We start from the raw sequence: 24,365 nt of genomic DNA, 5'->3' as shown, positions 1-24,365 counted from the left end.
GATTCACCTAATTGAAAGCCCAAAAGCCGGAGAAACCCTCCGGCTTTTTTGTGCCATATCAGGTTTTTAGCGGGTAGAGACCAAGCACTGCCTTGTCTCCACGATATATGATCCACGGTTTCTGATTCTGCAGCAATCCCCGCTGGCGCGAGCGTCCCGCTCGTGTTCGCACGTATTGCAGAGAATAAGCTCCTCTCTCTTCTCCTGTCATCCTGAAAGGATCTTGGTGCAAACGGTATTAACGCTTGAGTAAACGGCTTTCCAGTTCGCCCACAAGATCTTTCCAAGATGACAAAAAGGAGGAAGTTGGTTTGAACAGACCAGATAACCTGAATGCTGAAAGCAGGCATAAGATTTATCAGCAATGCCAGCGGACACGAGCCAGAGGCTCGCGCCAGCGGAGATTGCTCCTACATAACCCTGTTGTGCGTAGTCCACAGACTACGCAACTCCCGGACAGCCAATCTCCTGATTGGCGTACCTTGCATTCCGCCCTTGGCGTACAGCCATTTCCCGTTCTAAGCCCATTTCCCCTAAATCACCCTTAAAACAGAACACTCCTGCAAAGCACTTGACCCGCCATGGCTTGCCATTACTCGGAGAAGAAACTATCTTACAGGAACAAACCACCGCTGCCCGCCTCTCTATGAAATGGATCAAAGCCATTCTTGCTGTTTCCCTGACCCTTCTTGTCATTTATGGCCTTAACCGTACGTACGGCGTGGTGCCGGCCTTGGGTCCGTTCCTGAGCCCTTATGAGGGTTTCTGGCGCAGCGGCGCCGATGATCATTTTGAGTCTGAGGAACTGGCATTGGATGGTTTAAAGGCGCCGGTGCAGGTCCGGTTCGATTCTCTGCGGGTGCCCCACATCTTCGCGCAGAATGACCATGACCTGTACTATGCCCAAGGCTATCTCACGGCCAAAGACCGGCTGTGGCAGATGGAGTTCATGACCCATGCGGCCGCCGGCCGATTGTCTGAGATCATAGGCGATCGGACTCTGGAGATGGACCGGTACCAGCGCCGGATAGGCATGGTAACTGCCGCGAAGAAATCCCTGGCTAAGATGCAGGCTGATCCGCAGAGCCGGGCCGTGATGGAGGCCTATACCGCCGGGGTGAACGCCTATATCGGGCAACTGTCACCCCATGAGTATCCTTTTGAGTACAAGCTGCTGCATTACAAACCCGAGCCCTGGACCACGCTTAAAATTGCGCTGTTGCTCAAGATGCTGGCCTATGACATGACCGGGTACTCAGATGACCTGCGCATGACGAACAACCTACGCAAGTACGGGCCAGAAATCACGCAGGACCTCTTCCCCGATTATCCTTTCCACGAGGAACCCATTGTGCCCTTGGGCAGCAAACCAGATTTCACGCCCCTTCCTGTTCCACCTACCCCCGCAGATTTCATGGCGGCTGCAGCTTCGCATACCCTGGAGCGCCAGAAGCCTGAGAACCTGGGCAGCAACAACTGGGCCGTGACTGGCGCCAAGACGGCCAACGGCTATCCGCTGCTGGCTTCAGACCCACACCTGAACCTGAGTCTACCCTCTATCTGGCATGTGGTGCAGCTGCATGCACCGGGCATCAACACGTACGGGGTCATCATTCCGGGGGCACCGGGGGTGGGCATCGGGTTCAATGAGCGCATTGCCTGGGGCATGACCAACGTGGGCGCCGATGTCCTGGACTGGTACCAGATCAAGTTCAAAGATGAAAAACGGCAGCAGTACTGGCACGATAACCAATGGAAACCGGTTCGCCGGGTAGTGGAGAAAATCAACGTGAAAGGCGGGAAGACGATCCTGGATACGGTCCTGTACACGCACCATGGGCCAGTGGCTTATCTGCCGCATGAGAAAGCCTTTAGGGCCGGGAGCACGCCCATTGGGCACGCACTGCGCTGGATTGCCCATGACCCACAGAACGAACTGAGAACGCTGATTTTGGTGAACCGCGCCGCTGATTATGGCCAGTTCCGAAACGCCTTGACCACCTGGGCAGCCCCGGCCTTCAACTTCGTCTACGCCGACTCCCAGAACATTGCTATTGTCTCTAACGGGCAGTTTCCGCTGAAGTGGCCGGACCAGGGCAAGTTCCTGCTGGATGGCTCCAATCCCGCGCACGACTGGCAGGGCTGGATTCCCATGGAGCAGGTGCCGCAGGTCTTCAACCCCAAGCGCGGGTTCGTGAGCTCCGCGAACCAGACCCCGGTAAGCCCCCAGGATTATCCGTATTACCTGGGCGCCAGCTTTGCCGGGTATGAGCGCAGTGCCCGCATCAACCAGCGCCTCTCGGCCATGACCCAGGCCACGCCTGATTCCTTCCGGCTCATGCAAACCGATAACTACAGCTTCGTGCCGCAGAACGTGCTGCCCACCATGCTCAAACTGGTCAACCAGGACTCACTCTCGGCTACCCAGAAAAAGGCGTATCTACTGCTTGCTTCCTGGGACTACCGCTTTAACCCCGATAAGATAGCGCCCTCGCTTTTTGAGAACTGGTGGCAGACCCTGGCCCGCGCCATCTGGAGCGATGATTTCCCGCCGGAGACTTATAAAGCGCCCGCCCGCGACCGTCTGGTGCAGATGATCCAGCAGGTGCCCAGAAGCCGCTGGTATGATGACGTGAACACCCCGCAGAAAGAGACTCTGCCCATGCTGGTGAACGCCACCTTCAAAGAAGTAGCCGATAGCCTGGGTGTGGGTGGCGAACAATGGCTCTGGGGCAATGCCCGCGATTCCTACATCCGGCACATGGCCCAGTTGCCTGGTTTTGAGCACCAGCTGTTCACCGGGGGTAGTGCCAACTCTATCAACGCACTTAACGGCAGCCACGGCCCATCCTGGCGCATGGTGGTGCAAATGGGGCCGCAGATACAGGCCTGGGGCGTGTACCCCGGCGGGCAGAGCGGCAACCCGGCCAGCCGTTTCTATGACAACCTGCTGAATGACTGGCAAGTCGGCAAACTGCATCCATTATTGTTTCTGCGCTCAGCCAATGATAGAAAGGAACAGACAAATGTGGTGTGGGTCATGAATGGGAAAAAATGATTGGCTATTCAGCTTGAAAAAAATGAAAAGAGTTATTCTGCTGTTTCTAGTCCTTTGCCCAGCCCTGTGTTATTGTCAGACTTACAGCTCCGTTATCCCTGATTCAGCAATCTTGCAGTTTGTGGATTGGGAGGTGACAAATACCCCCAAGTACAATGAGAGGTGGTTTACAGGAAGTAAAAAGATTTACAAGCGAGTCGTTAGCTGGAAGAAAGCTCAAACGAGCATGTTTGATATGGATGGTTCCTTGGAATTCAGAAAAAGGTTCGAAGAATTTTTTAAGGAGTCAAAAACCTTCAATGAAGAAGACATTGACTTTTTAGTGCAGCAATATGAGTCTGAAAAGAAAGCTAAATGGGAAACTAGCTTCGATAAAGGGATACGGACCTCTTCCAGGATGAATTCTTATCAGATGACCATTCCGCTCTTTTCTAAGGATATGAACAAAGTAATGTTCTGGAAATACTTCCTTTGTGGAAGTTTATGCGCCGAAGCATGTCTGTATGTTTATGAAAGAGAGGGAACTGTCTGGAAGTTAAAAAGTACACATAGCTGTTATTGGAGTTAACACCCAGTTTTTGCCTGTTTTCTAAAATGTAGCCCGGTAAAAAAACTAACCTTAAAGGTTTAAAGAAAAACTAACCATGCTCTTCCTTCTTATTCTTCTCCTCAGCCTTGTAGCACAGTTCTTTCTGCCGTGGTGGAGCCTGGCGCTGGTTTGTTTTGCGGTGGCGTTTTGGAAGGCGCGTTACGGCGGGCAGGCTTTTCTGGCGGGCTTCGGGGCGATTGGGTTGACCTGGCTGGGGGCGGCGCTGTTCTGGCACGTGGTCACTGATGGCCTTCTAAGCCACCGCGTGGCCGCCATGCTCACTGTGAACTCTCCCTGGATTCTGCTGGTGGTAACGGTGGTCATTGGCGGGGTAGTAGGCGGATTGAGTTCTTTGTCTGGTTACCTGGTGCGGCGGCTGTGGGCGTAAGCCTGTTCTGAGGCTGTTTTTCAAAAAAGAGGCAGAAAGCAGTACCCCCATTTTCCGGTATTCTGGTGAATTGGCCTTTTATCTTTCCTTTGCAGCGTACTGAACTTGCTGCTTCGCTTACCCCCATTGATTTGACCTTCTTAGCCGTTTTACTCAGAATCTTTTCAAACCCGCTGGCCAATGTGTTTCAGAAGCAGCTCACCACGGCGGGAAGCTTGCCTTTGCTGGTCAATTTCAATACGTATTTCCTGCTGAGCCTCTTGTGCCTTCTCCCGGCTGCAGGGGTTGACTGGCTGGCCTTACCGATGGGTTTCTGGGGTTATTCGCTTCTGGTGGGGCTGTTTGGGGCGTTGGGAAATGGGTTCCTGGTGCGGGCCTTGCAAAGCGGAGACTTGTCGGTGCTGGGGCCTATCAACGCCTATAAATCGGTGATTGGTTTGCTGGCTGGCATGGTGCTGCTGCGAGAATTCCCTAATGGCTGGGGTGTGTTGGGGATTGCGCTTATTATTGGTGGCAGCTATTTCGTGCTGGACACTACCGAGGAGAAGTTCTCGTGGCGACTTCTGAGGCAGCCCAGCATCCAGTTCCGCATCTGGGCCATGGTGTTTGCGGCAGTGGAGGCGGTGTTCATCAAAAAGACCATTTTGTATTCCTCGCCCACGGTGTCCTTTATCAGTTGGTGTTGGTTTGGGGCCTTGTTCTCAGCGGTAGTCACGTTCTGGAGCTCTGCACACCGGCAGGGGTTCAAGCAGGAGTTCACTAGGGAGAAATTAAAGCGGTATGTGCTGCTGGTCTTCTGTATCGGGCTCATGCAATTCACCACCAACTATGTGTTTGAGCAGATGCCGGTGGGCTACGCGCTATCCCTGTTCCAGTTGTCCACACTGGTGAGCATCGGGCTGGGCTATAGATTCTTCCAGGAAACAGACATCCTCAAGAAAACGCTGGGCGCCGTGATCATGGTGGCGGGCTCGGTGCTGATCATCCTTCTGAAATAGTCCTGAGTCCTGAGTCTTGAGTCCTGAGTCATTTTTTGCTACTTTGAACTACCCCCTCATCCGTCTTGATGTTTCTGCCCTGTTTTCCTTAAAATCGACTTAAAACAGCCACTTTCCACCTAACTCAGGACTCCGAACTCAAGACTCAGAACTTTTTCAAAATTTATTTTGAAAACCCTGTAATGACTTCCTTCCTCAGTCGTCTCTGTTATTGAATGGACTTACAAGAGTTTAAAACCAAGGTACTCCCGGCTAAGCAGAAGCTGTACAGAATGGCGCTCTTCCTGTTGCAGAACAAGGAGGAGGCTGAGGATATCTTGCAGGATGTTTTCCTGAAACTCTGGTCCAACAAACACAAGCTCCACGCCTACGCCAGCATTGAGGCCTTCGCCATGAGCGTCACCAAAAACCTGTGCCTTGACAAGCTTAAGGGCCGCAAAAACAAGCACATGGTAGACGTGGTGGACATGGAACTGGACTCGCTGGAAGTGAACCCCTATCAGCGCTATGAGCAAACCGATCAGGTGAACAAGGTGCTGGAACTGGTGAATCTTCTGCCAGAGCAGCAGCGCCTAATTCTGCACCTGCGCGATGTAGAGGGTTACGGCTATGATGAGATTGAACAGGTAACGGGCATCAACGTCAACGCCATTAGAGTGGCGCTGAGCAGGGCCCGCAAAAGTGTGCGAGACGGACTTTTAAAGATGGAAAACTATGCAGTTTGAGCAGGTAGAAACCTTACTGGAGAAATACTACAACGGCGACACGTCTTTAGAAGAAGAAGACCAACTGAAAGACTTCTTCCGGAAGACCAAATTGCTGCCAGACACCCTGAAGCCGCACGCCGTGCAGTTCCAGTTCTATGCGCAGGAACAAGCAGTGCAGATGGACAAATTCCTGGCAGACGACTGGATTTTTGAGAAAATAGAGAATCCGGGTATGGCAGCGGGAGCGGCGCCTCAAGAGAAGAAAAAAGATAGCTTGTTCAGGACTTACGTTTGGCAGATAGCCGCCAGCATTAGTTTGCTCATCGTGGCTTTCTGGGCCGGAAATTACTTCAGACAGAATGATTCAATGCCGGCAAGCCCTACGGAGACTGTAGCGCTGCAGCCGAAAACCCAGGAGCCTCAGCAAACGATGGAAACTTATCCGCAGGAAGAAAGTCCGATACAGAATGATGCCGCTACAGTAAGCATCAACCCGGCACCTGAGAGAGAAACTTACCTTCCAGCCAGGAAACAACCGGTAAGGCATGTGTTGGCCGCCAGAACCTCAGCTGTCAGTTCATCGGCGAGCGATCGGCTGCAGCTGGTCACCCAAGGCCTCAAAACCGAAGGGCTTACCGAGCAGGAAAGCAAGAAGATCATCAAGCTGCTGGTGAAAACCATGAACCATGACGGTAACCTCAATGTGCGACTGGCTGCCTGCGAGGCGCTTTACCAGTTCAAAGACCACAAAGAGGTCCGGAAAGCGTTCATCCACGCCCTGGGCACCCAGACCGAACCGCTCATGCAGCTCACCCTCATTGAGATGGTGGTGAAAATGAAAGAGGCTACCGCGGTGCCCCAGCTGGAACGACTCATGCACAAAGAAGACCTTTTACCTATTGTAAAATACAAAGCACAAGAGGGCCTTGGAACCCTTATCTAGTCACGCATTAACTCTACTTCCATGAAAAAACCAATTGTACTGGCATGGGCCCTGCTCATGCTCACCGGGAACTGCCTTGTCTCAGAGAAAGCAACCGCCGCTCCTATTTCATCAAATATTATCGGAGCGCAAGATGGTCCCGGCAAAGCCGAACTGCGCACCTACAAGGTGAAACTGGGCAACGGCAAAGACGCTCGTGTGCAGCTTTCCATGTTCAACAGCAACGTGAAAATTGTGGGCTACTCCGGCGATGAAGTTGTTATTGAGACGAAGGATTACAGCGCCCCGCCCAAACGCGCTGAGGGCCTCAAACCGCTCTACAACCAGGTGGAAGACAATACCAAACTGGGGCTGGGGGTAAACAAAAGCGGCAACACCGTCACCATCACCAAAGCCTCCCGCATAGACGCCGAGTACGTGATCAGAATCCCTAAAAATGCCGCCGTGGTGTACAAAGAAACCAACTGGGAAGGGGGCGATATCTCCATCTCAGATGTAGACGGAGAGGTGGAACTGAAACTGAACAACTCAGAGGTCTCTTTGAACAACATCTCCGGACCGGTAGTAGCCAATAACACCAACGGCTCCATCAAAGTAGTCTTCTCCTCGCTTGCACAGAGTAAGCCCAGCGCCATCTCTACCGTGAGCGGCGATATTGACATCACCTTGCCGGCCAAAGACAAAGCCAATTTCAAACTCAGATCCATGCAAGGCGAGATCTACACCGATTTTGACATGGATGTGCAGCGGAAAAAAGACAAAGACGGGGATGAAGATTTAGCCATCGTGGGCGGCGGCGGAGACATTGCCGGCAAAGTCAACGGCGGTGGCGTAGAAATTAGCGTGCAGTCCATCTCCAGCGACATCTTTATCCGGAAGAAAAAATAAACCTCCTAGGTACTCTAAAACCAACTCCTCTTATGAAAAATCTGTTATTTGTAGCCCTGCTGCTGTGGGGTATAGGGAACCTCCATGCCCAGAAAAAAACGGTGGAGAAGACCATGGCTATGCCCGCCTCTAACAAAGTGCACCTGAACCTCAAGTTCGGAGACGAAGTGAAGGTAACCGCCTGGGATAAAAAAGAAGCCTACGTGAAAGTGACTTACGAGATCAACGGCGGCCAACTGAATCAGGCCATGCTGCTCACCTTTACACCCGGCAAAGACCAGCTCAACGTCACCGCTGATCTGGACGAGAAACTCATGGAGAACAGCACCTTCGCCGGTGATTGCCCTGAAGGATCGTCTGCCACCTTCGGGAATTACTCTAAGGGGGTGCTGAAAAATAAAGCTTGCACCCGCATTGACTACGAGATTTTCCTGCCCCGTGACGCTAACCTCACCCTGGAGACCATCAACGGCGACCTGGAACTCCGCGGCCTGCGGGGCACCGTGAACGCCAAGTCCATCAGCGGTTTCGTAGACATGGACTGGCCCACCCAACAGGGCGCAGCCGTTTCCCTCAAAACCATCACCGGCGAGGTGTACTCAGACCTGGACATAGCCCTGGCCAACAAGAAGCAGGAAGCACCCATAGTAGGCTACCAGCTACAAGGCAAAGTGAAAGACGGCGGCGCCAACATCAAGCTTGAATCCATCAGCAACAACGTCTACTTCCGCCGGAAAAATTAACTCCCGTTTAGGGGCCGTTTCCCAGAAAATGGTCCCTAAACAAAAATTTCTACTATCGCCAATTCTCTCCTTGAGGATTGCCCAAACGGAAGTTTGAGGCAGCGAGCGCAGCTCTGGAGAGGGGTGTTTTCATCTGCCGATATGTAGGGGCAATCCCTTGTGGTTGCCCTTCACAATGGCGGAGCCGTAGTCTTGGTTGTTGGTGATAACACCAACAACGGCTGAGAACAGCTGAGGTCAACTAAGAGATAGATGCGCTACCCGGATGTCCCCCTTTGAAGGGGGTAGGGGATGATTGATCGTGCTGATCACACGCATTCCCGAGAATGATTATGAATCGTTTCATGGATGGTGCAAATGGTTCTTTTCACGGTCTTGTCATCCCCCTACCCCCTTCAAAGGGGGACGATCAGGAATTGTATTTAAAAGGTTAACAACCTGAATTGCGATGGCAAACGCAAGGGCAACCACAAGGGATTGCCCTTGCGTGGACCGGCAGGAGAGGCATCATTCCAAGCCGCCACAAGAACATCCACATGCCTAAGGGTTCAGCTTCCGGCTTAAGCAACCCTGTTTTAGCGCCGTTTCCTGGAAAATAGCCCTGAAACTTTTTTCTGAATCAAATACCAATCACTCCGTTTCCGCCTTTCCTGTTCTTTGGCGGGTCTGATCTGATACCAAACCGCGTTTGCTCGCTCAGCGCACCGCTTCCTTTCTATCCTCCCATTTCATCCAACATTTTTATGAAAAAAAGAGCCCTCTTTTTGATGGGACTGCTATGCCTTTGCCTCAACTGCACCATGGTTGGCTGGGCTCAGAATGCCTCCCTTGCTCTCTCCAGTACTCCCGTTAAAGGCATCGGTAAAATCTCTGGCCTGCTGATAGATTCTGTATCAGGGAAGCCGGTGGAGTACGCCACGGTAGCGCTGTTGCGTAAAGACAGCAACGTGTCTGTAGACGGCACCTTAACCGATGAACGGGGCCGATTCTCGTTCAGCAAAGTGCCCGCGGGAGTGTATCAGCTTACGTTCAGTTTTGTCGGGTACCAGGTCAAAAGCATCAGGGAGGTTTCTGTGACAGATGAAGAGGTGGAAGTGGGGCGCGTGGTGCTGAGCTCGGCGGGGAATAAGCTGCAGGAGATAACGGTGGTGGGGCAGAAGCCGCTGGTAGAAGATAAGGTGGACCGCCTAGTGTACAACGCCGATCAGGACATCACCAACACGGGTGGTAACGCCGCCGATGTACTCAAGAAAGTGCCCTCGCTCTCAGTGGATGTGGATGGGAACGTGCAGCTGCGGGGCTCCGCCAATGTGCGGGTGCTCATCAACAACAAAGCCTCTACCATCATGGCTACCAGCCTCGCTGATGCCCTCAAACAGATTCCGGCTGAGATGATCAAAAGCGTGGAGGTGATTACCAATCCATCGGCGAAATACGATGCCGAGGGCACGGCTGGTATCATCAACATCATCACCAAAAAGAACGCGATGCCCGGCCTGAATGGCAGCGCGGGCTTTACGGTGGGCACCCAGAACAGCAGCGCTTTCACCAATCTGAGTGCGCGGCGGGGCAAAGTAGGCTTAAACCTGAACCTGGGCAGTTTCAGGTACTCGGTGCCCAAAGGCTACGGCATGTACCGCCGCGAGGTGGCTGAGGGCGGCGACATCATTACCATTCAGACCGGTGACGGGCGGGTGCACGGTGGTGGCGGTTCCCTGCAATTGGGTCTGGACTATGACCTGGACTCCGTGAACCTGTTCTCTATGGGACTGCAAATGAATACCGGGCGTTACCAGGGCAACAGCGCGCAGGAAACCACCACAGATCAGCCGGGGGCGTTGCCGTACATCCGCAACACCAATGATTACCAGTTCATACCCTTGGGCACCGATGTCAACCTGGACTACACGCACATTTTCAAGCCGCAGCAGGAACTCACACTACTGGCGCAGTTCAGCCAGTCAAACCACGACAACTTAGTGAATCAGGATCGCTTCAACAGTGAGGACCAGCTATTCTACCTGCAGCGCAACACTAACCAGAACAGCAATCGCGAGCTTACCTTTCAGGCAGATTACAGCCATCCGTTCTCCAACAAATCCACGCTGGAGACAGGAGTTAAAACCATCCTCCGCCGCGCCGAGAGCAATGCCCGGTATGATATCCGGTATCCGCTGGAGAACCAGGCCGCGCCAGAGGAGAACATGTTCAATTACCAGCAGGATGTAGTGGCCGGTTATCTTTCCTATGGTCTTACGCTGGGCAAATATTCTCTGAAAACCGGTGCCCGCTTTGAGCAGACCCTCCTCAAAGGCGATTTTACCAGTACCCACACCTTTCTGGATGAAACCTACGGCAACCTTATTCCCAACATCACGCTGTCGCGCACGCTCAAGGAAAACCACACGCTCAAGGTCAGCTACACGCAACGCATCCAGCGGCCGCATATTTTCCTGCTGAATCCCTACCGCGATAACCGAGACCCCAAAAGCATCTTCTTCGGCAATCCCAAACTGGACCCTGAACTGACGCACTTGTATGAACTGGGTTACAGCACGTTTTTCAAGACCAGTTCCGTGACCACCGCTTTGTACCTACGGAAGGTAGACAACGCCATTCAGCAGGTGACTTTGGGCATAGACCAGGGTGTGGCGCAGAACACTTTTGAGAACGCCGGCAAGTTGCTGAGCTACGGCCTCAACTTGTCTGGCTCCACCAAACCGGTGCCTGCCTTAAGCCTTAACGGCAACCTGAACGTGTACTACAACCGTTTGCAGGGCCTAGGCACCCAGAATACCGGCTGGCAGTACAACCTTAACGTGACCACCGGCTATGAAGTGGGCAAAGGCTTGAGCGCGCAGTTTACCGGAGGCTTCAACTCGCCCCGGGTCACGCTGCAGGGCCGGGCGCTCTCGTGGCAGTACTACAACCTGGCCGTGAAGAAGGAGCTGTTCAACAAGAAGGGCAGCGTGAGCGTGGGTGTGAACAACCCGTTCACAAGGTCCATCAACTACGGCGCCGAGACCCGCACTGCCACCTTCACCCAAACCAATGAGAACCGCAACTTCAACCGCTCCGTGCGCCTCAGCTTTGACTACAAATTTGGGCAGCAGAGCGCAGGTAAAGCGCCACGTAAGAAGAAAGCCATCCGTAACGATGACGTGAAGCAGGGAGAGTGATGGTTATTGAGTGATTGAGTAAATGCGTGAATAAGAGAGTGAATAATTGAAGGAAGGTTGGTTTTAAGCCGATAAGGAAGTGAAAAACGCTCCCACATGTCATCCTGGAAGGATCTTGTGGGCGAACTGAAATAGCTTGTATTAAGCGCAATTGCACCTCACTGCAAGAATCCTTCCTGCTACGGGGAAGCTGTGGCTCAGCCATCGTTTTGAGGCTTATTTCTGTAAAAGGGCGAAAAACAGGAAATGGCTGCGCTGTTTTCGGGCTGTTTTCCTGAAATTTACCCTAAAATAGAAATTCAGGCTCATGCGCTTCGCTCTTTCCAACGGCACCATTTACTCGGGGCACACCATTACCCAGCACCACGCCATTTTGTTTGAAGATGGCCAAATCATTGGGCTGGTGCCCGATGCCCAGCTTCCTGGTGACATTACCGTGCTGGACGCCAAAGGTGGCATTATCTGCCCGGGCTTCGTGGATTTGCAGGTGAATGGGGGCGGTGGGGTGTACTTTACCCAATATCCCACGCTGGAGAGTTTGAACACCATCAGGGACGCGCACCTGCAGTTTGGTACTACCAGTTTTCTGCCCACGGTGATCTCGGCGTTTCAGGATAAGATTTTGGAAACCATCACGGCCGTACGCGAAGCCATGCAGCAGAGCCCCAGCACTTTTCTGGGCATGCACCTGGAAGGTCCGTTCTTCAATATTGAGAAAGCCGGTGCCCATGATACCGCCTGCATCCGGACAGCCACGCACGAGGAACTGGACGTGCTGCTGGCAGCGGGCAAAGACGTGATCACTTACCTTACCCTGGCTCCCGAGTGCGTAGAGGAAAGTGTGTTGCAGCGGCTGGTGGAAAGCGGGATCGTGCTCTCGGCGGGGCACAGCCTGGTTACTTATGACCAGGCTATGCATTTCTTCCAGAACGGGGTGACCGCGGTGACCCACCTCTACAACGCCATGAGCGGGATAGACACTAAACAGCCCGGGCTGGCGGCGGCCACGCTGGACTATGGTCAAGCCTGGACCGGCATCATTGTGGACGGCGAGCACTGTCACCCCTACGCCGTGCGCCTGGCCAAAAAGATGCTGGGCGAGAAACTCCTTCTCATCTCTGACTGCGCCGCCTGCGTGGGCTCAGATATCCCCTTCACCGATTTCGGAAACTTCAAAGCCTATTACCGCAACGGTCGCTGCGAAACCGAGGATGGCCGACTGGCCGGCTCTGCCCTGACCATGCTGCAGGCCGTGCAGAATACGGTGAACATGGTAGGTCTGCCCTTGGATGAGGCCCTGCGCATGGCTACGCTTTACCCGGCCCAGGTCCTGAAACTGGAGCACAAAGTAGGCCAGTTGCTTCCCGGGTCGGCTGCCAATCTGGTGGTGCTGGACAAGAATCTGCAGTTGCAGCAGGTACTGGTAGACGGGCAGGAAGTAACCTTAGCCCAAAAGTAAGCATAGAGTTTTGGGGCTGATTTCTGTAAATCAGCCCCAAACGATTTGTCTATTCTAACTAATCTGTTACTCAATGATGATGCGTTGGGTGTGTTTGTGCCCGGATTTGGTTTCGGCTAGGAGCAGGTACAAGCCACGGGGCGTGCCCTTGATCAGGAATTTCTCGGTAACGGAGCCCGCAGCATAGCGCTTGTACGGGGAGAGGGTTTTCACCAGGCTACCGTTGATGTCTACCAGACTCACGCGCATCTCTTCTTCCCGCTTCAGGCTCATGGATAGGTTCAGCCACTCAGAAACCGGGTTGGGGAATACTACTGCGTATTGGATAGAAGACAAACTGCCGGGCTTTGACTCAAAGTACTTGAGCTGGGTAGCCGCGCCCACGTCCGCCTTGGAGGATTCTTTGGCTTGTTTCTGATCTTCCAGCAGCTGGTATTCCTGCGCGATGGCCTGGTGCAATGGTTTAGGCAACTGGGCCAGGAAATCTGGGGTGGCTGAGAACCAGAAAATGGCTTCGTCTTTGGCTTTGTTATTGGCCTTCACCAGCACCGGGATCAGCGTGTTCAGGATCTCGTTGAAGTACTCGGGCTCAAACTTACGCTCGTCCTCACTGTCGGTGCGGTACATGACCCGGCGCTCACCTTTCCGGTTAGAGATATACATCGGCACGAATTTGGTCACTGGCAAATAGAGCCTGCTGCTGTCTCTCACAAACTTTCCGTCTCTTAATACCAGGGTAGGATTGCCCAGGATAACGGAGTGATCTCCCCCATAGACGGTGACTTCCAGCCGGATCATGCCTTCAGCGGGGTCGTTGAACAGCCTTTCATACCTGATGCCTTGGTCATTGATCTGGATGCCCAATTTTTGCTCTGTCTCCTGTGGCAGTTCCAGCAACGTGATGTTCCCGAAAACTTTTTCCCCTTCTTTCGGCTGTTCCTCTTTAGGCTTTGCCTTCAAAGGTATAGCCCTTAACCCCTTGTTGTAAAACAGCGGAGCCGGGCCCTTCTCTACAGTTACAGGAGTAATAGAGGCAGAAGCAGGCTCCTTCCAAATATTTGCCTCAGGGCCTTTGGCTTTTGTGGCCATGCGGGGCTGTTCAGGAGTTGCTTTTGCAGTTAAGGGCCTGTTTTTAGGTATTAGCGTACTGGATGAACTCGGCACTGGTTCTTCCTCTACTTGCTGGGCTTTGCTAGGCGCGGTCACCGCAACGGGAGATGCCGGTTTTACCGATGTTTGGTTTTGCGTGAGCACAATCCACAGGACGAAAGCTGTGACAACACTTGCGGCGCTCAGGAACATCCAACTGGTTTTCCCGGCTCCCGCCGATGTTTGTTTCCCGATGGTAGAGCTGGCAGGCAGCTGTCTTAAAGTTTCCTGCAGTTCCTCTAAGGGCATCACCGGCTCCTGCGCTTTAGCGGCCTCAAAATACTGGTTCAGGTTTTTATGTGATGGTGACATGGGTGTTCTGGTTAGAAAGTTAGACTTACCTGCGTTCTGGGGCTGATTTTCTCAAACTGGGCTTCCTCGGTGGGTTCGCTTTCCAGCAGCCGAAGGGTTTCCTGGTCGTTGAGCAGGCGCGCCAGCCGTTTCTTGCCCCGCACCACGCGTGATTTCACCGCCGAGAGGCTGCACCCCTGGATGTCCTGTACTTCCTTCAGGGCGAAGCCTGAGATCTCAAACAGGATAATGGCTTCGCGTTGCTCCTCGGGAAGTTTGGCCAGGGCCTCGTAGAGTAGCCGGACATCGGTGTCCAGTTCCGCATTACCGGAGACGGTTTGTTTTTCCTCGGCCTCCCCGCTGTTGAAGATGCCCCAGAACTTGCGTCGGCGGCTTTTGTTCCTGAGCAGTCGGCTCGCTATCCCGAAGAGGAAATGCAGAAACGCCTCTTTGTGCCGAAGCGAATCAAAATGCTCATAGGCCTGTAGCACCGTCTCGCTGATGAGGTCTTTGGCGTCTGCGCTGTGGAATACCCGTGCCTGGCAGAACCGGGCAAAAGGCGCATGCACCGGCTCATAGAGCGCCAGAAACGCCTGCTGTTTACTTTTGGGATCTTGAGGTTGAGACATAAGACTATTCTCTGGTTTGGCAGTAAGTGGCACCGGAGGTCAGAAAAGTCGCAGGGGCGGCAATGTTTTTTTACTTTCTTTCTAAAGATAACCGTAAAGCTGGTGTAAAAGACGTTTAGAACCTGTTTTTCAAGAATGGGGACCAAAACAGTTTGGCGTTTGCCTTTGCATAGACTGCCGCTCTGGAAAGGGTCTCATGCCAAACCTCCATCTACCAACGCTATGAAAATCATCACCATTACCCTGAACCCGGCCATAGACAAAAGCACCCGGGTAGAGTCTGTGGCCCCCGAGAAAAAACTGCGCTGCGAGAAACCCGTGTTTGAGCCTGGCGGCGGCGGTATCAACGTTTCCCGGGCCATCAAAAAACTGGGCGGGGAATCCTGCGCCTGGTTTCTGGCCGGCGGACATACAGGCGAAAAACTGGGTGAGCTTCTCCACCACGAAGGAGTGTCTTTCAGGAGGTTCAACTGCCAAGAGTCTACCCGCGAGAACCTGGTGGTCTTTGAGGTTTCCTCGCGGCAGGAGTACCGGTTTGGCATGCCTGGCCCGCAGGTCACCGAACCCGAGTGGCGGCAACTGCTGCAGGCATTGGAGGACCTGGAAGAGGTGCCCGAGTTTGTGATTGCCAGCGGCAGTAACCCACCCGGCGTGCCCGATGACTTCTATGCCCGCGTTGCCGATCTGGCCTACAAAAAAGGCTTCAAACTGATAGTGGATACCTCGGGCGCCGCCCTGATGAAAGCGGCGGGTAAAGGCATTTACCTGCTCAAACCCAACCTGAACGAACTGGCCGCGCTAGCCAGCAAAGAAGTGATTTCCTCTCAGGAGCAGGAAGATCTGGCTACCCAGGTGTTGAACGAGGGCAAGAGCCAGGTACTGGTGGTGTCTTTGGGCCCCCGGGGCGCCATGCTGGCCTCTAAGGAAGGATTTGAGTACGTGGTGCCGCCCACCGTAAAACAGGAAAGCGCCGTAGGTGCCGGCGACAGCATGGTAGGGGCCATGGTGCTTAAATTGCAGGAAGGCTGGCCCCTGTCTGACGTGATTCGCTACGGCGTAGCCGCCGGAACCGCCGCCACCATGACCCCCGGCTCAGAACTCTGCCGCAAACCCGATGTAGACAGCATCTACGAATGGCTGAAGGCCCGCCGGTAATTCCGATCTTCATCGCTTGGTTTTAGGGCCATTCTGCATAAATCAGCCTTAATACGATGTTTATGGGCTAAATAGAACGTTAAGAAATGTTGCAGGAAAGATTCTCAGGTATGCGTGCGGACACGAGCTGGAAGCTCGCGCCAGCGGATCAGCACACGGGCCTATGAGATTAGCGCCTCACGGCAGTTGCAAACTGCCGACCATGGCGGGTCCAAGTCACAGACTTGAACCATGCTAAATATAGAAGACCTCACAATACAGAAGACCTCACAGTTTTTCAAAACCTGTGAGGTCTGGGGCGGGACTTGCCTATGCAATCCCTATTCCAGCCTTTCGGTGGAGCGCCTTGTCAGGTTCCGGTGCCGAAGGCGTTGCGACCGCCAGGGAGCAAAGGAAGCTGGCGCAGCGCGAGGCCGGAAGGCGGGGCCTCGCGGCCGTGAGCGCACGGAGGGAAACCATGAAACAACCCAGCTCATGAACCAACGCAAACGGCAGCGCCACGCCAGCATCAACGGACTACGTCAACAAAAATTTAAGCAATAAAACAGTAGGTAAGTCAGCTTCACCACAGCGCAGTTAGCACCAAGCCTAGGCAACACTGCGTCAGCAGTAAAAGAATCACCTCTTCCCTTCCTTCACTACCTCCATCTGCACCGGCACAATGCCACTTTTCTCCATATCCAACTTACGGGCCGCCGATTTTGACAGGTCTATGATGCGGCCGGGGGCAAACGGGCCGCGGTCGGTGATGCGCACTTTCACGGAGCGCCCGTTCTGCGGATTGGTGACTTTTACCTTGGTCCCGAAGGGTAGTTTCTTGTGGGCTGCCGTGCGTTTGCCGGGTTTGTAGCGGTCGCCGTTGGCCATTTTGTTTCCCCGGAGTTTATCTGAGTAATAAGACGCTTTGCCTTTCTCAGTGTAGCCCCGCTCCCCGAAGGCTGGGGCTTTGGTGGTGCAGCTGGTGGCGAGCAGAGCCAGTAAAAGTAAGATGCAGAGGTGGGGGAATAAATGGGTAAGCTTACGCATAAGAGAAGAAATGTTGTAAAGCACTGGCCAGCAACGGCCAGTTAAGTTGTTCCATCGGATGTTTGGTGTTGGGTAAAACGTGCAGCTGCCCCTTGGGCAACTGGCGGTATGCGGCCAGGGATTCTTCTACGGAAACCATCTGGTCTTTGTCGCCTACGGCTATGCAAACTGGAACGTTGATCTGGGCTAATTCTTGCGCAGAGAGCGTAGGCGTTTGTCCCAGGCCCAACATCAGGTCTGCGGTGTGGCGCAGCAGTTGAGCCCAATTTGGGGGAGCGTGGCGCTGTTGCAGGGTCTGGGCAAAAGCCGGTACTTTCTCTGAGATGACCTCGGGGCGGAGTTTGGCAGTTTCACCCTGGGCAATTTCCGGCGTCCAGTTGAATTTGGTGGCCAGCGTGAAGATCCTGGAGAAACGTTCTGGTTTCTGCCGGGCTGCCTCCAGGGCCACGTAGCCGCCCATGCTGTAGCCAAACACCTGTACGGGAGGCAAGTTGTGTTCCTCCAGCCAGGTAAGCAGTTGCCCAGCGAAGTACTCAATGGTAAAAGGGCCGTTGGGGAAGGGTTCTCCGCCGTGGCCAGGCAAGTTCAAAGCGTATACCGGCACCTGCGCGGGAAGCAGAGGCAGCAGCGGGTCAAACTGGCTTCTGGCCCCCAAGGCGCCGTGTAACAAAAGCAGTGGTTCCATACTGTAAGGTAAGCGTTCTTAGGGGTTCTGACCAAACATTACTGTTTCACCGTCCATTTTGGAAAAATACCCGCTAAACGGTTCCTATGGTTTGGGGCCTAGGTTACTTCTTCCTGGGGATAAATCCTTTGGGATTAGGCCAGCCTCTTAAGGAAGTGGAAGCCTTTGATCACGAAGCCCTCGCGGAGATAGAATTTATGGGCGGCGTTGTTCACTACGTAGGCATCCAGCATCATGGTCTCGCACTGGTTTTTGGAGGCCTCATCGGTTAGCCAGTCTACCAGCATTTTGCCGATGCCTTTGGAACGGTACTGTTCATCCACCACAAAATTGTCTATCTCCAGGTACTTGCCGCTGTATAGTTTGGTGCCCATCCAGTATCCCGAGAGGCCCAGGCAGGTATCTCCCTCAAAGACGCCCACCATACGGTACTGCTGGGGCAGCATGAGCCGCAACAGGGTTTCATAGCGTTCCGGCTCCATGTTGGGGTTCAGGTACTGGATCAAGGGGAACTGCTGCAGCATCTCAGCCAACTCTGTTATTTCCCTTATCTGCAAAGGTGTAGCCATGGGGTATCAAATAAGGGGCAAAAATAGGAAGCACGTACCAGCGGTGAAACAAATGCTAACAAAATGTTAAAGAATTTACCTGTAATTCCAATAAAGTTAAATATCTGTTAATTAGTATTTGTGCCCTGGTTTTTAGGAAATAGCCCTTCTATATTTGATCCGTTGGTAGCCAGGAATGATGAGATAATTGTTCTGAGTTAAGCAGGTAATTAGAGGTGTTAGTCTTCATGTTTGTATGTGTAGATACACGGTTTATCCCTGCGCTATGAATACTCACAAAATAAAATTTGTCTGCATGCAGACTTCCTGAATTAACCGGGAGAAATATTTCTTCAGTTATTCTGGAAAGATTGAATTGGCAAAGTGTACGATTTCAAATAGTGCTGTGTCCGGCATCGCACATGTTGAATGATGGTAAGTGGGTAAATATCTGTAAATCAGGTGTTTTATATAATGGCACGCAACTTGTAAAATCAGAACAGGAACAAATGATCGGCCAATAGGCTAAGGGATTTCAGGACTTGTGAGAGAATGATTTGAAGCTTAAATAAAAAAGAAAAAAAATTAGCCATCTGCAAGCAACCTTCTTTTAGAATCTGCATCTATTAGAATATAACACAAATACATAAGAAACATGCATTAACAAAATAGGCATTTTTTATGCCCTGGATCTGTACGTCCTTTTTTCTGATAAAAGGTGTTTGTTTAAGTCAAAAAATGAAAAATAGAAAGATTTGTTTTTAACAGTTTAACTCACTTAAAAGAAATAATTATGAAACGTTTATTATTCATTATCGCCCTCGTTTGCATGCAAGTAGTATCATCTTTCGCCCAGGGTCCTACTAGCCGGGTGAATACAGAGAAAGTTAAAATGTACCGTCAGCCTGGCATAGGCGGAGAGGTAATGCGCCTGCTGGGCCCTGAAGACGAGATCATTGTGATGCGGAAACAAAACCATGAGTGGTCTCTGGTGCAGATTGACGGGGAAGCAGGCTACGTGCTGAATTCCTATCTCAAAGCCAAAAAGGCCAAAAAAGCCACTGCCGCCAAAACACCTGTCGCCCCCGATAAAAGCGCCAAGCTCTAAGCCGCAGAAATGATGGCTGGGGCAGCTTCCGCCTCTATATCATACAAAAAGCAGCGGGCCCACTCAGTCTTGAGTGGGCCCGCTGCTTTTTGGACAAACCTTAGTCTCTATTCTTTGGGAGTATAGTTGTAGATGTCAATGGCCTCGCCAAGCTGGTCTTTTTTCACCAGCCGCAGGATCTGGGGAATAAGCGAAATACCCGCGCCAATGAGCAGTAGCGGAGAGATCTTGCCGCTGGTACTGCCGCCTCTGAACTGCTGCGTAATGCCGGCCACCATTAAGCCCGCACCCGCCACGTACATGCCCGTCTGGATGTTCTGCCCACGTTTGTAGTCCTGCAGGCTTTCCATACTGCCCGGGTTGTCAGAGAGGGCGGTGCGCAGGTTCTTGTAGGTGAGGGGCTGCAGCGGGCCATTCTCCTTTTGGAAATAGTACACGCGGCGCTGCGTTGGGTAACCGTAGCCTCCCATTCCGTAGCCGCCCATGCCGTAACCTCCGTAACCGCCATAGCCTACGCCAATACCCGGGCCATAGGAGTTGTAATCTGTGCGGTACACAAAGTAAGTAGACACGCGCCCGGCCTGTTCCCGCTGGGCGAAGTTACTGAAGCGCCGCCCGGCGTCTACGCGGGCAAAGAAGCCTTCCTGGCTCTGGAAATACTTCACCGTTTCCGGGGCATATTTGAGAGAATCATCCAGAAGGAAGAAGTTCTGTTTGAAGATGGGGCTCTTGAACTGGAGCCGGCTCGCGTACACGCGTTGCCCGTTGTGCAATTCTATAAAGTAAGGTTGCCCCGAGGTGGTGCTGTTGATCTGGGCCCAACTACTTTGTGCCCCCATCCAGCAAAGGAAAACCAGGAAATATAATTTTTTTATCATAGCAAAAAGTAAACGAAAAAAGTGGACACTGTATGATAAAGCTAAATAAAAAAAGACAATAAGCCCCTGTCAATTGCAATAAGCAGCCGGTAAGCGCAACAGCAGGCAGAAAACTAAGTAAAAGAGAGAAGCCTTATGTTTTACTTAACCTGATTCTACTATGTTCATTGCATTGTGTATTTTATTGATTATCGCTTTGTTCATTACCGTGTATTACGTGCGGGCGAACAAGGCAGGCGCTGCCGCACAGGGAACCACTACCCGTATCTCGGGCGGCGGACCTAACGCCCCCGCTACGCCGGGCCAGACTTCCAGAAGTACCTTCAACCCGGGCAGTATCCCAGATAGCGCCGGCAACGGCAATGCCGCTATGAGCTCCGGCAAGCAGGGCTAACCTGTTTGCACCAGATAGATAAACAGAAAGGCACCACAATTGTGGTGCCTTTCTGTTTAAGGGCTTTGCATAGCCTTCTTATTTGTTGCCGTTCTCGTTCATGGATGTCTGCTTCTTGCGGGAAGAAGTATTTCCCTTGGCGTCAGATCCCTGGTTCTCGGCGTTTTGCTCTATCTGGATAGGCTGGTTGCTGCCTTCGCGTACCTCAATGCGGTGACGGGCAGTTTTCTGCTCATCTTTAGGCACCCGCACGTGCAGGACACCATTTTCAAACACCGCCTCAATGTTTTCTGGTTTCACGTTGTCTGGGAACTGGAAAGACCGGCTGAAAGAACCGTACTGGCTTTCTACCAGGTGGTAGCGTTTGTCTTTCTGCTCCCTGTTGAAACGCCGCTCACCAGAGATGGTAAGACGACCTTGATGGAAGTCAAGGTGAATGTCTTCTTTCTTCAGGCCAGGAAGGGACATTTCCACTTCATACCCTTTCTCGGTTTCACAGGTGTCTACCTGCGGGCTGAAACTATTCAGCCGCTCGCGGCTATTCACAGAATCATTAAAGAATCGGTCCAGCATGCTGCTGAAGGTCTGCGGCATCATGTCGTCAAAGCCGCTTCCAAAACGTTGAATGGCCATAGCTTTAAGTTCTTTAAATTGTGAAACATTGGCAGACCCAGGCTGCCTTTTGTAATAGCTTCAATCAGTTCACAAGGGCCGTTTTAGACCGGGTTTGAGAAAAGGAGCCCCAAACGGTAATGGGTTCTCCTTTTTATATGACTAGGTTAACGTTGCTCAATTTCCAGTAATCTGGGTCCCTGTGGCAGGTACGGGATATGCACCCGTAGTTTTTTGCCCTCGTGTACCACCTGCAGATTGTTGAAATCTACATAAGGCGGCAACAGGAACTGCTGGTGAAACAGCGGCATCTGCATGGCTGGGTGCTGCTCGCTCTGGTGCAGGGCCATCACGGTGAGCTGGTTTTTGTCCAGGACTACCTGGAATTGCTCGGCAGAGACGCCCGGTAACAACACCTGCAAAACTGCCTCTTTCTTGTGCTTCACCATTTTCACCTGCGGCTGCACCGTGCCTCCGCCCAGCGTGTTGGTTAAGTCTATATAATGCGCTACGTTCTGTAAGAACTTTTTATCTTTAATCAGTTTCATGATGTTTCTCCTCCTCCGGTCGCTGTTTTCTAGGTGGCATATTGCAAACGGCATACCAATGCCCTCAGAGGCCTTTTAAACGCGGCGTTAAGACATAATGGCAATAGGTGAAATGTCAATGATGTAATTTTGGCAGGTTTTTTACGCCGGCTGAAAGGTAGAAAAGGGAGGTTGCTTCTAAAAGCCGGCTGCTTGTCGGCAGAAAAGTAAAAAATGTGCCCTAAACGCAAGAAAACACCGTATTTTCCTGTCTAAAGGGTGTATATCTACGTACAGGATTTTATAGCATTTGCCAGACCGCAACGCTGTTGAAAACAGAACCGGACTAGCGAAGGAGAACCAGAATGGTGCAACGCTGCTGTTCTGAGGCAGCCAACCCGGTAGGAAAAGCCCGGCAGTAAGATACTATGGTATGGGGTCCTGTGAAATGGAGGTGTTCAGGAGAATGCCCAGGTGCAGGTGTCAATAAGAAGACTGATAGGTATATTTCACCAGATAGCCAGAAAGGAAGCAAGACAAAGGTAACCGGAGTTGTCTTGCTTGAAAGAGGCTGTGCTATGTAAGGCGCAATGCGAAAGATTTATTATCAAACCACCGGACTTACCTTGAGTTATGACGAAGACCATGCCACGGCCTACGCCGTGTGGAATGGCTTCTTGGCCAGCCCCGAGCTTAGGGAGGCTGTTTTGCAGTGCCTTGAACTGATGGAGTCAAAAGGCATCACCCGCTGGCTTGCCGACAACCGGAAGATGAAAGCCATCAGGCAGGCAGACCAGCAATGGTTTTTAAGCAATGTCATCCCACGCATGCTGCAGAGTTCCCTGCGCCGCATGGCTACCCTGGTGTCTGAGGATATGTTCAACAAGATGGCGGTAGAGCAGTTACTGCAACGCGCCGGCAACCTTGACCACCTGGCCATGCGTGATTTCAACGATGAAAAAGAAGCCCTGGAATGGCTTATGGCCCCTTTTTCTGTGTCTTCGCAAGTAAAGTCATAGGGATAGAAACAAAATTGGGTAAAGATTTAAGACCCTTCTGTCATTTGTAAAGCAGTTTCCGGCTTACCTTTGCGGCCAAGGTAAAGGAAGGAGAAGTCTGCAGAAGGAAAAGCCTTTGGCGAGCTTGCCAGATAAAATAGTACCCTGTTTATTATATTTTAAAAACCCTTCCTGAAAATCTGCCCGGAAATCTGCAAGTATTCTCCCCGCGTCTTGCTGCCGGGCACCCTAATATTTTATACTTTAATTAACCAATAGACTAGTCCAAAAGAGACTGCTTTCCCCCGTACGCAGCTGTAGTCTTTTATTTTATGTTTTTAACCTTACCCTCTGTCTATTATGAAAGTGAGGCCTTTTCTGTACGTTATGACCAGGCGCGTTCCCTGGGTATGGCCGTCTGGAAAGGCAGATTGACCGGTGCAGACCTGCAGGAGGCTTTACTCATTTGTGCTTATGTCATGGAAAAATACGGCCTTACCCGCTGGCTCGCCGATGACCGTAAAATGAAAGCCTTTTCTGAGGAAGACACCCAATGGATTTCTGAGCACGTGGTGCCTTCTTATCTGAGTGGTCCCCTGCGCCGCATGGCTTTCCTGCCCTCAGAAGACCAGGGCCAGGTAGAAGCCATTGAGCATCTCATCCAGCGGGCCGGTGATTTGGATGACCTGGTGCTTAAGAGCTTCCAGACTGAGGAAGAGGCCCTTCATTGGCTTATGCAAGAGTTCTAGAATTGCCCGGCTCCTGAGGGAGTCATTTTGATATAATCACATGCTTCAACAATTGCCCTCCGTCTATTACCAGAGTAATGCCTTCACCGTGCAGTATGACCAGAACCGCTCACTTGGCCAGTCTGTCTGGCAGGGAAAAATGAGCAGTGAGGATTTGAAGGAGGCTTTCCTGCTTTGCTCCCACGTGATGGAGAAATATAAGCTAACCCGCTGGTTAGCCCATGACCGCAACATGAAGGCCTTCTCAGAAGAAGACACCCACTGGATTTTTGAGAACATAGTGCCCTCCATGCTGGCTGGTCCCTTACGGCGTATGGCCATCATTCCTTCAGAAGACAAGGAACAGGTAGCCTCGGTAGACTTTCTTATTGAGCGCGCCGGTGATCTGGGCGATCTGGAAGTCAAACATTTTGAGGACGAAAACAAGGCTTTGGATTGGCTTATGGAAGAGTTCTAGGCGGTCTCCTATGCGCGAGACCCATGGCCCCAAGTAAGTTTGTCATTCCAGTTGCTTTAGCATCCAAGTAATGCTCCAGACCCCGCATGTGTTTTGGGCCTGTTTTATGGATTCAGGCTCCAAAACGTAGGCAGAATTTATGGGAAGTATACCCTTGAAAATCCCTTTTCTGCTTTTTTGAGAAATAAAGGGAGTACTTTTTCTGGC

General features: G+C 52.2%; 24 protein-coding genes. 16 read left to right on the top strand and 8 right to left on the bottom strand.

Features of this window, described 5'->3' with window-relative positions; genetic code table 11:
* The first annotated feature begins 586 nt into the window (after positions 1-586).
* From J3P35_RS01280 to nagA, 10 genes are all read left to right on the top strand, one after another.
* Positions 587-3,058: a penicillin acylase family protein gene (locus tag J3P35_RS01280; protein WP_317195343.1), complete on the top strand. Its 2,472-nt coding sequence runs from the start codon at positions 587-589 to the stop codon at positions 3,056-3,058.
* 22 nt (positions 3,059-3,080) lie between these two features.
* Positions 3,081-3,626 carry a hypothetical protein gene (locus J3P35_RS01275; RefSeq protein ID WP_210462290.1) on the top strand — a complete coding sequence of 182 codons (546 nt, stop codon included), beginning with the start codon at positions 3,081-3,083 and terminating at the stop codon, positions 3,624-3,626.
* A 76-nt stretch (positions 3,627-3,702) separates the two neighbouring features.
* Positions 3,703-4,035 (top strand): hypothetical protein, encoded by a 333-nt coding sequence (locus tag J3P35_RS01270; protein ID WP_210462288.1) that lies wholly within the window; start codon positions 3,703-3,705, stop codon positions 4,033-4,035.
* Between the two features lie 89 nt (positions 4,036-4,124).
* A complete protein-coding gene (locus J3P35_RS01265) occupies positions 4,125-5,033 on the top strand; it encodes an EamA family transporter (protein WP_246849901.1) in 909 nt (302 codons plus the stop codon).
* Positions 5,034-5,248: 215 nt separating this feature from the next.
* Positions 5,249-5,758: an RNA polymerase sigma factor gene (locus J3P35_RS01260; RefSeq protein WP_210462286.1), complete on the top strand. Its 510-nt coding sequence runs from the start codon at positions 5,249-5,251 to the stop codon at positions 5,756-5,758.
* Positions 5,748-6,683: a HEAT repeat domain-containing protein gene (locus J3P35_RS01255; RefSeq protein WP_210462285.1), complete on the top strand. Its 936-nt coding sequence runs from the start codon at positions 5,748-5,750 to the stop codon at positions 6,681-6,683. The genes J3P35_RS01260 and J3P35_RS01255 overlap by 11 nt, the downstream gene beginning before the upstream one ends.
* Positions 6,684-6,704: 21 nt before the next feature.
* Positions 6,705-7,571 (top strand): DUF4097 family beta strand repeat-containing protein, encoded by an 867-nt coding sequence (locus J3P35_RS01250; protein ID WP_246849900.1) that lies wholly within the window; start codon positions 6,705-6,707, stop codon positions 7,569-7,571.
* 32 nt (positions 7,572-7,603) lie between these two features.
* Positions 7,604-8,314 carry a DUF4097 family beta strand repeat-containing protein gene (locus tag J3P35_RS01245; RefSeq protein ID WP_210462283.1) on the top strand — a complete coding sequence of 237 codons (711 nt, stop codon included), beginning with the start codon at positions 7,604-7,606 and terminating at the stop codon, positions 8,312-8,314.
* Between the two features lie 767 nt (positions 8,315-9,081).
* Positions 9,082-11,493: a TonB-dependent receptor domain-containing protein gene (locus J3P35_RS01240; protein ID WP_210462281.1), complete on the top strand. Its 2,412-nt coding sequence runs from the start codon at positions 9,082-9,084 to the stop codon at positions 11,491-11,493.
* 307 nt (positions 11,494-11,800) lie between these two features.
* Positions 11,801-12,952 carry an N-acetylglucosamine-6-phosphate deacetylase gene (gene nagA, locus J3P35_RS01235; protein WP_210462279.1) on the top strand — a complete coding sequence of 384 codons (1,152 nt, stop codon included), beginning with the start codon at positions 11,801-11,803 and terminating at the stop codon, positions 12,950-12,952.
* 66 nt (positions 12,953-13,018) lie between these two features.
* Here nagA and J3P35_RS01230 read toward each other — a convergent pair whose 3' ends face one another.
* The gene (locus J3P35_RS01230; RefSeq protein ID WP_210462277.1) at positions 13,019-14,413 is read right to left on the bottom strand and encodes a T9SS type A sorting domain-containing protein; all 1,395 of its coding nucleotides are present in this window, start codon (positions 14,411-14,413) and stop codon (positions 13,019-13,021) included.
* Between the two features lie 11 nt (positions 14,414-14,424).
* Entirely contained in the window at positions 14,425-15,021 is a 597-nt protein-coding gene (locus J3P35_RS01225; RefSeq protein WP_210462275.1) for an RNA polymerase sigma factor, read from the bottom strand.
* A 222-nt stretch (positions 15,022-15,243) separates the two neighbouring features.
* Here J3P35_RS01225 and J3P35_RS01220 point away from each other — a divergent pair, with 222 nt between their 5' ends.
* The gene (locus tag J3P35_RS01220; protein WP_210462273.1) at positions 15,244-16,176 is read left to right on the top strand and encodes a 1-phosphofructokinase family hexose kinase; all 933 of its coding nucleotides are present in this window, start codon (positions 15,244-15,246) and stop codon (positions 16,174-16,176) included.
* A 618-nt stretch (positions 16,177-16,794) separates the two neighbouring features.
* Here the strand turns inward: J3P35_RS01220 and J3P35_RS01215 are convergent.
* The 3 genes from J3P35_RS01215 to J3P35_RS01205 all read right to left on the bottom strand — a co-directional run bounded on the left by J3P35_RS01215 (position 16,795) and on the right by J3P35_RS01205 (position 18,456).
* Positions 16,795-17,202, bottom strand: coding sequence for a septal ring lytic transglycosylase RlpA family protein (locus tag J3P35_RS01215; protein WP_210462271.1), 408 nt, complete (start codon positions 17,200-17,202; stop codon positions 16,795-16,797).
* Entirely contained in the window at positions 17,195-17,887 is a 693-nt protein-coding gene (locus J3P35_RS01210) for an alpha/beta fold hydrolase (RefSeq protein ID WP_210462270.1), read from the bottom strand. The genes J3P35_RS01215 and J3P35_RS01210 overlap by 8 nt, the downstream gene beginning before the upstream one ends.
* 134 nt (positions 17,888-18,021) lie before the next feature.
* Entirely contained in the window at positions 18,022-18,456 is a 435-nt protein-coding gene (locus J3P35_RS01205) for a GNAT family N-acetyltransferase (RefSeq protein ID WP_210462268.1), read from the bottom strand.
* 772 nt (positions 18,457-19,228) lie between these two features.
* Between J3P35_RS01205 and J3P35_RS01200 the strand changes: the two genes are divergently transcribed.
* On the top strand, positions 19,229-19,543 hold the full coding sequence (locus J3P35_RS01200; protein ID WP_210462266.1) for an SH3 domain-containing protein: 315 nt from the start codon (positions 19,229-19,231) through the stop codon (positions 19,541-19,543).
* Between the two features lie 107 nt (positions 19,544-19,650).
* Here the strand turns inward: J3P35_RS01200 and J3P35_RS01195 are convergent, their stop codons facing one another.
* The gene (locus J3P35_RS01195) at positions 19,651-20,421 is read right to left on the bottom strand and encodes a hypothetical protein (RefSeq protein WP_210462264.1); all 771 of its coding nucleotides are present in this window, start codon (positions 20,419-20,421) and stop codon (positions 19,651-19,653) included.
* Between the two features lie 160 nt (positions 20,422-20,581).
* Between J3P35_RS01195 and J3P35_RS01190 the strand changes: the two genes are divergently transcribed.
* Positions 20,582-20,815, top strand: a complete 234-nt coding sequence (locus J3P35_RS01190; protein WP_210462262.1) for a hypothetical protein — start codon at positions 20,582-20,584, stop codon at positions 20,813-20,815.
* A 78-nt stretch (positions 20,816-20,893) separates the two neighbouring features.
* On the opposite strand, the gene J3P35_RS01185 is transcribed toward J3P35_RS01190, so the two are convergent.
* Both J3P35_RS01185 and J3P35_RS01180 read right to left on the bottom strand, forming a co-directional pair.
* Complete coding sequence (locus J3P35_RS01185; protein ID WP_246849899.1) at positions 20,894-21,448, bottom strand: Hsp20/alpha crystallin family protein; 555 nt, start codon at positions 21,446-21,448, stop codon at positions 20,894-20,896.
* 146 nt (positions 21,449-21,594) lie between these two features.
* Entirely contained in the window at positions 21,595-21,975 is a 381-nt protein-coding gene (locus tag J3P35_RS01180) for an Hsp20/alpha crystallin family protein (protein WP_210462260.1), read from the bottom strand.
* Positions 21,976-22,544: 569 nt separating this feature from the next.
* On the opposite strand from J3P35_RS01180, the gene J3P35_RS01175 reads away from it, so the two are divergent.
* From J3P35_RS01175 to J3P35_RS01165, 3 genes are all read left to right on the top strand, one after another.
* A complete protein-coding gene (locus J3P35_RS01175) occupies positions 22,545-22,973 on the top strand; it encodes an STAS/SEC14 domain-containing protein (protein WP_210462258.1) in 429 nt (142 codons plus the stop codon).
* 311 nt (positions 22,974-23,284) lie between these two features.
* Positions 23,285-23,701, top strand: coding sequence for a SpoIIAA family protein (locus J3P35_RS01170; protein WP_210462256.1), 417 nt, complete (start codon positions 23,285-23,287; stop codon positions 23,699-23,701).
* Between the two features lie 40 nt (positions 23,702-23,741).
* On the top strand, positions 23,742-24,158 hold the full coding sequence (locus tag J3P35_RS01165; RefSeq protein WP_210462254.1) for a SpoIIAA family protein: 417 nt from the start codon (positions 23,742-23,744) through the stop codon (positions 24,156-24,158).
* The last annotated feature ends 207 nt before the right edge of the window (positions 24,159-24,365 follow it).

Source organism: Rufibacter roseolus, from assembly GCF_017916365.1.
GTDB classification, from domain to species: Bacteria; Bacteroidota; Bacteroidia; order Cytophagales; family Hymenobacteraceae; genus Nibribacter; species Nibribacter roseolus.
This window is presented reverse-complemented; position numbering and strand designations above follow the sequence as displayed.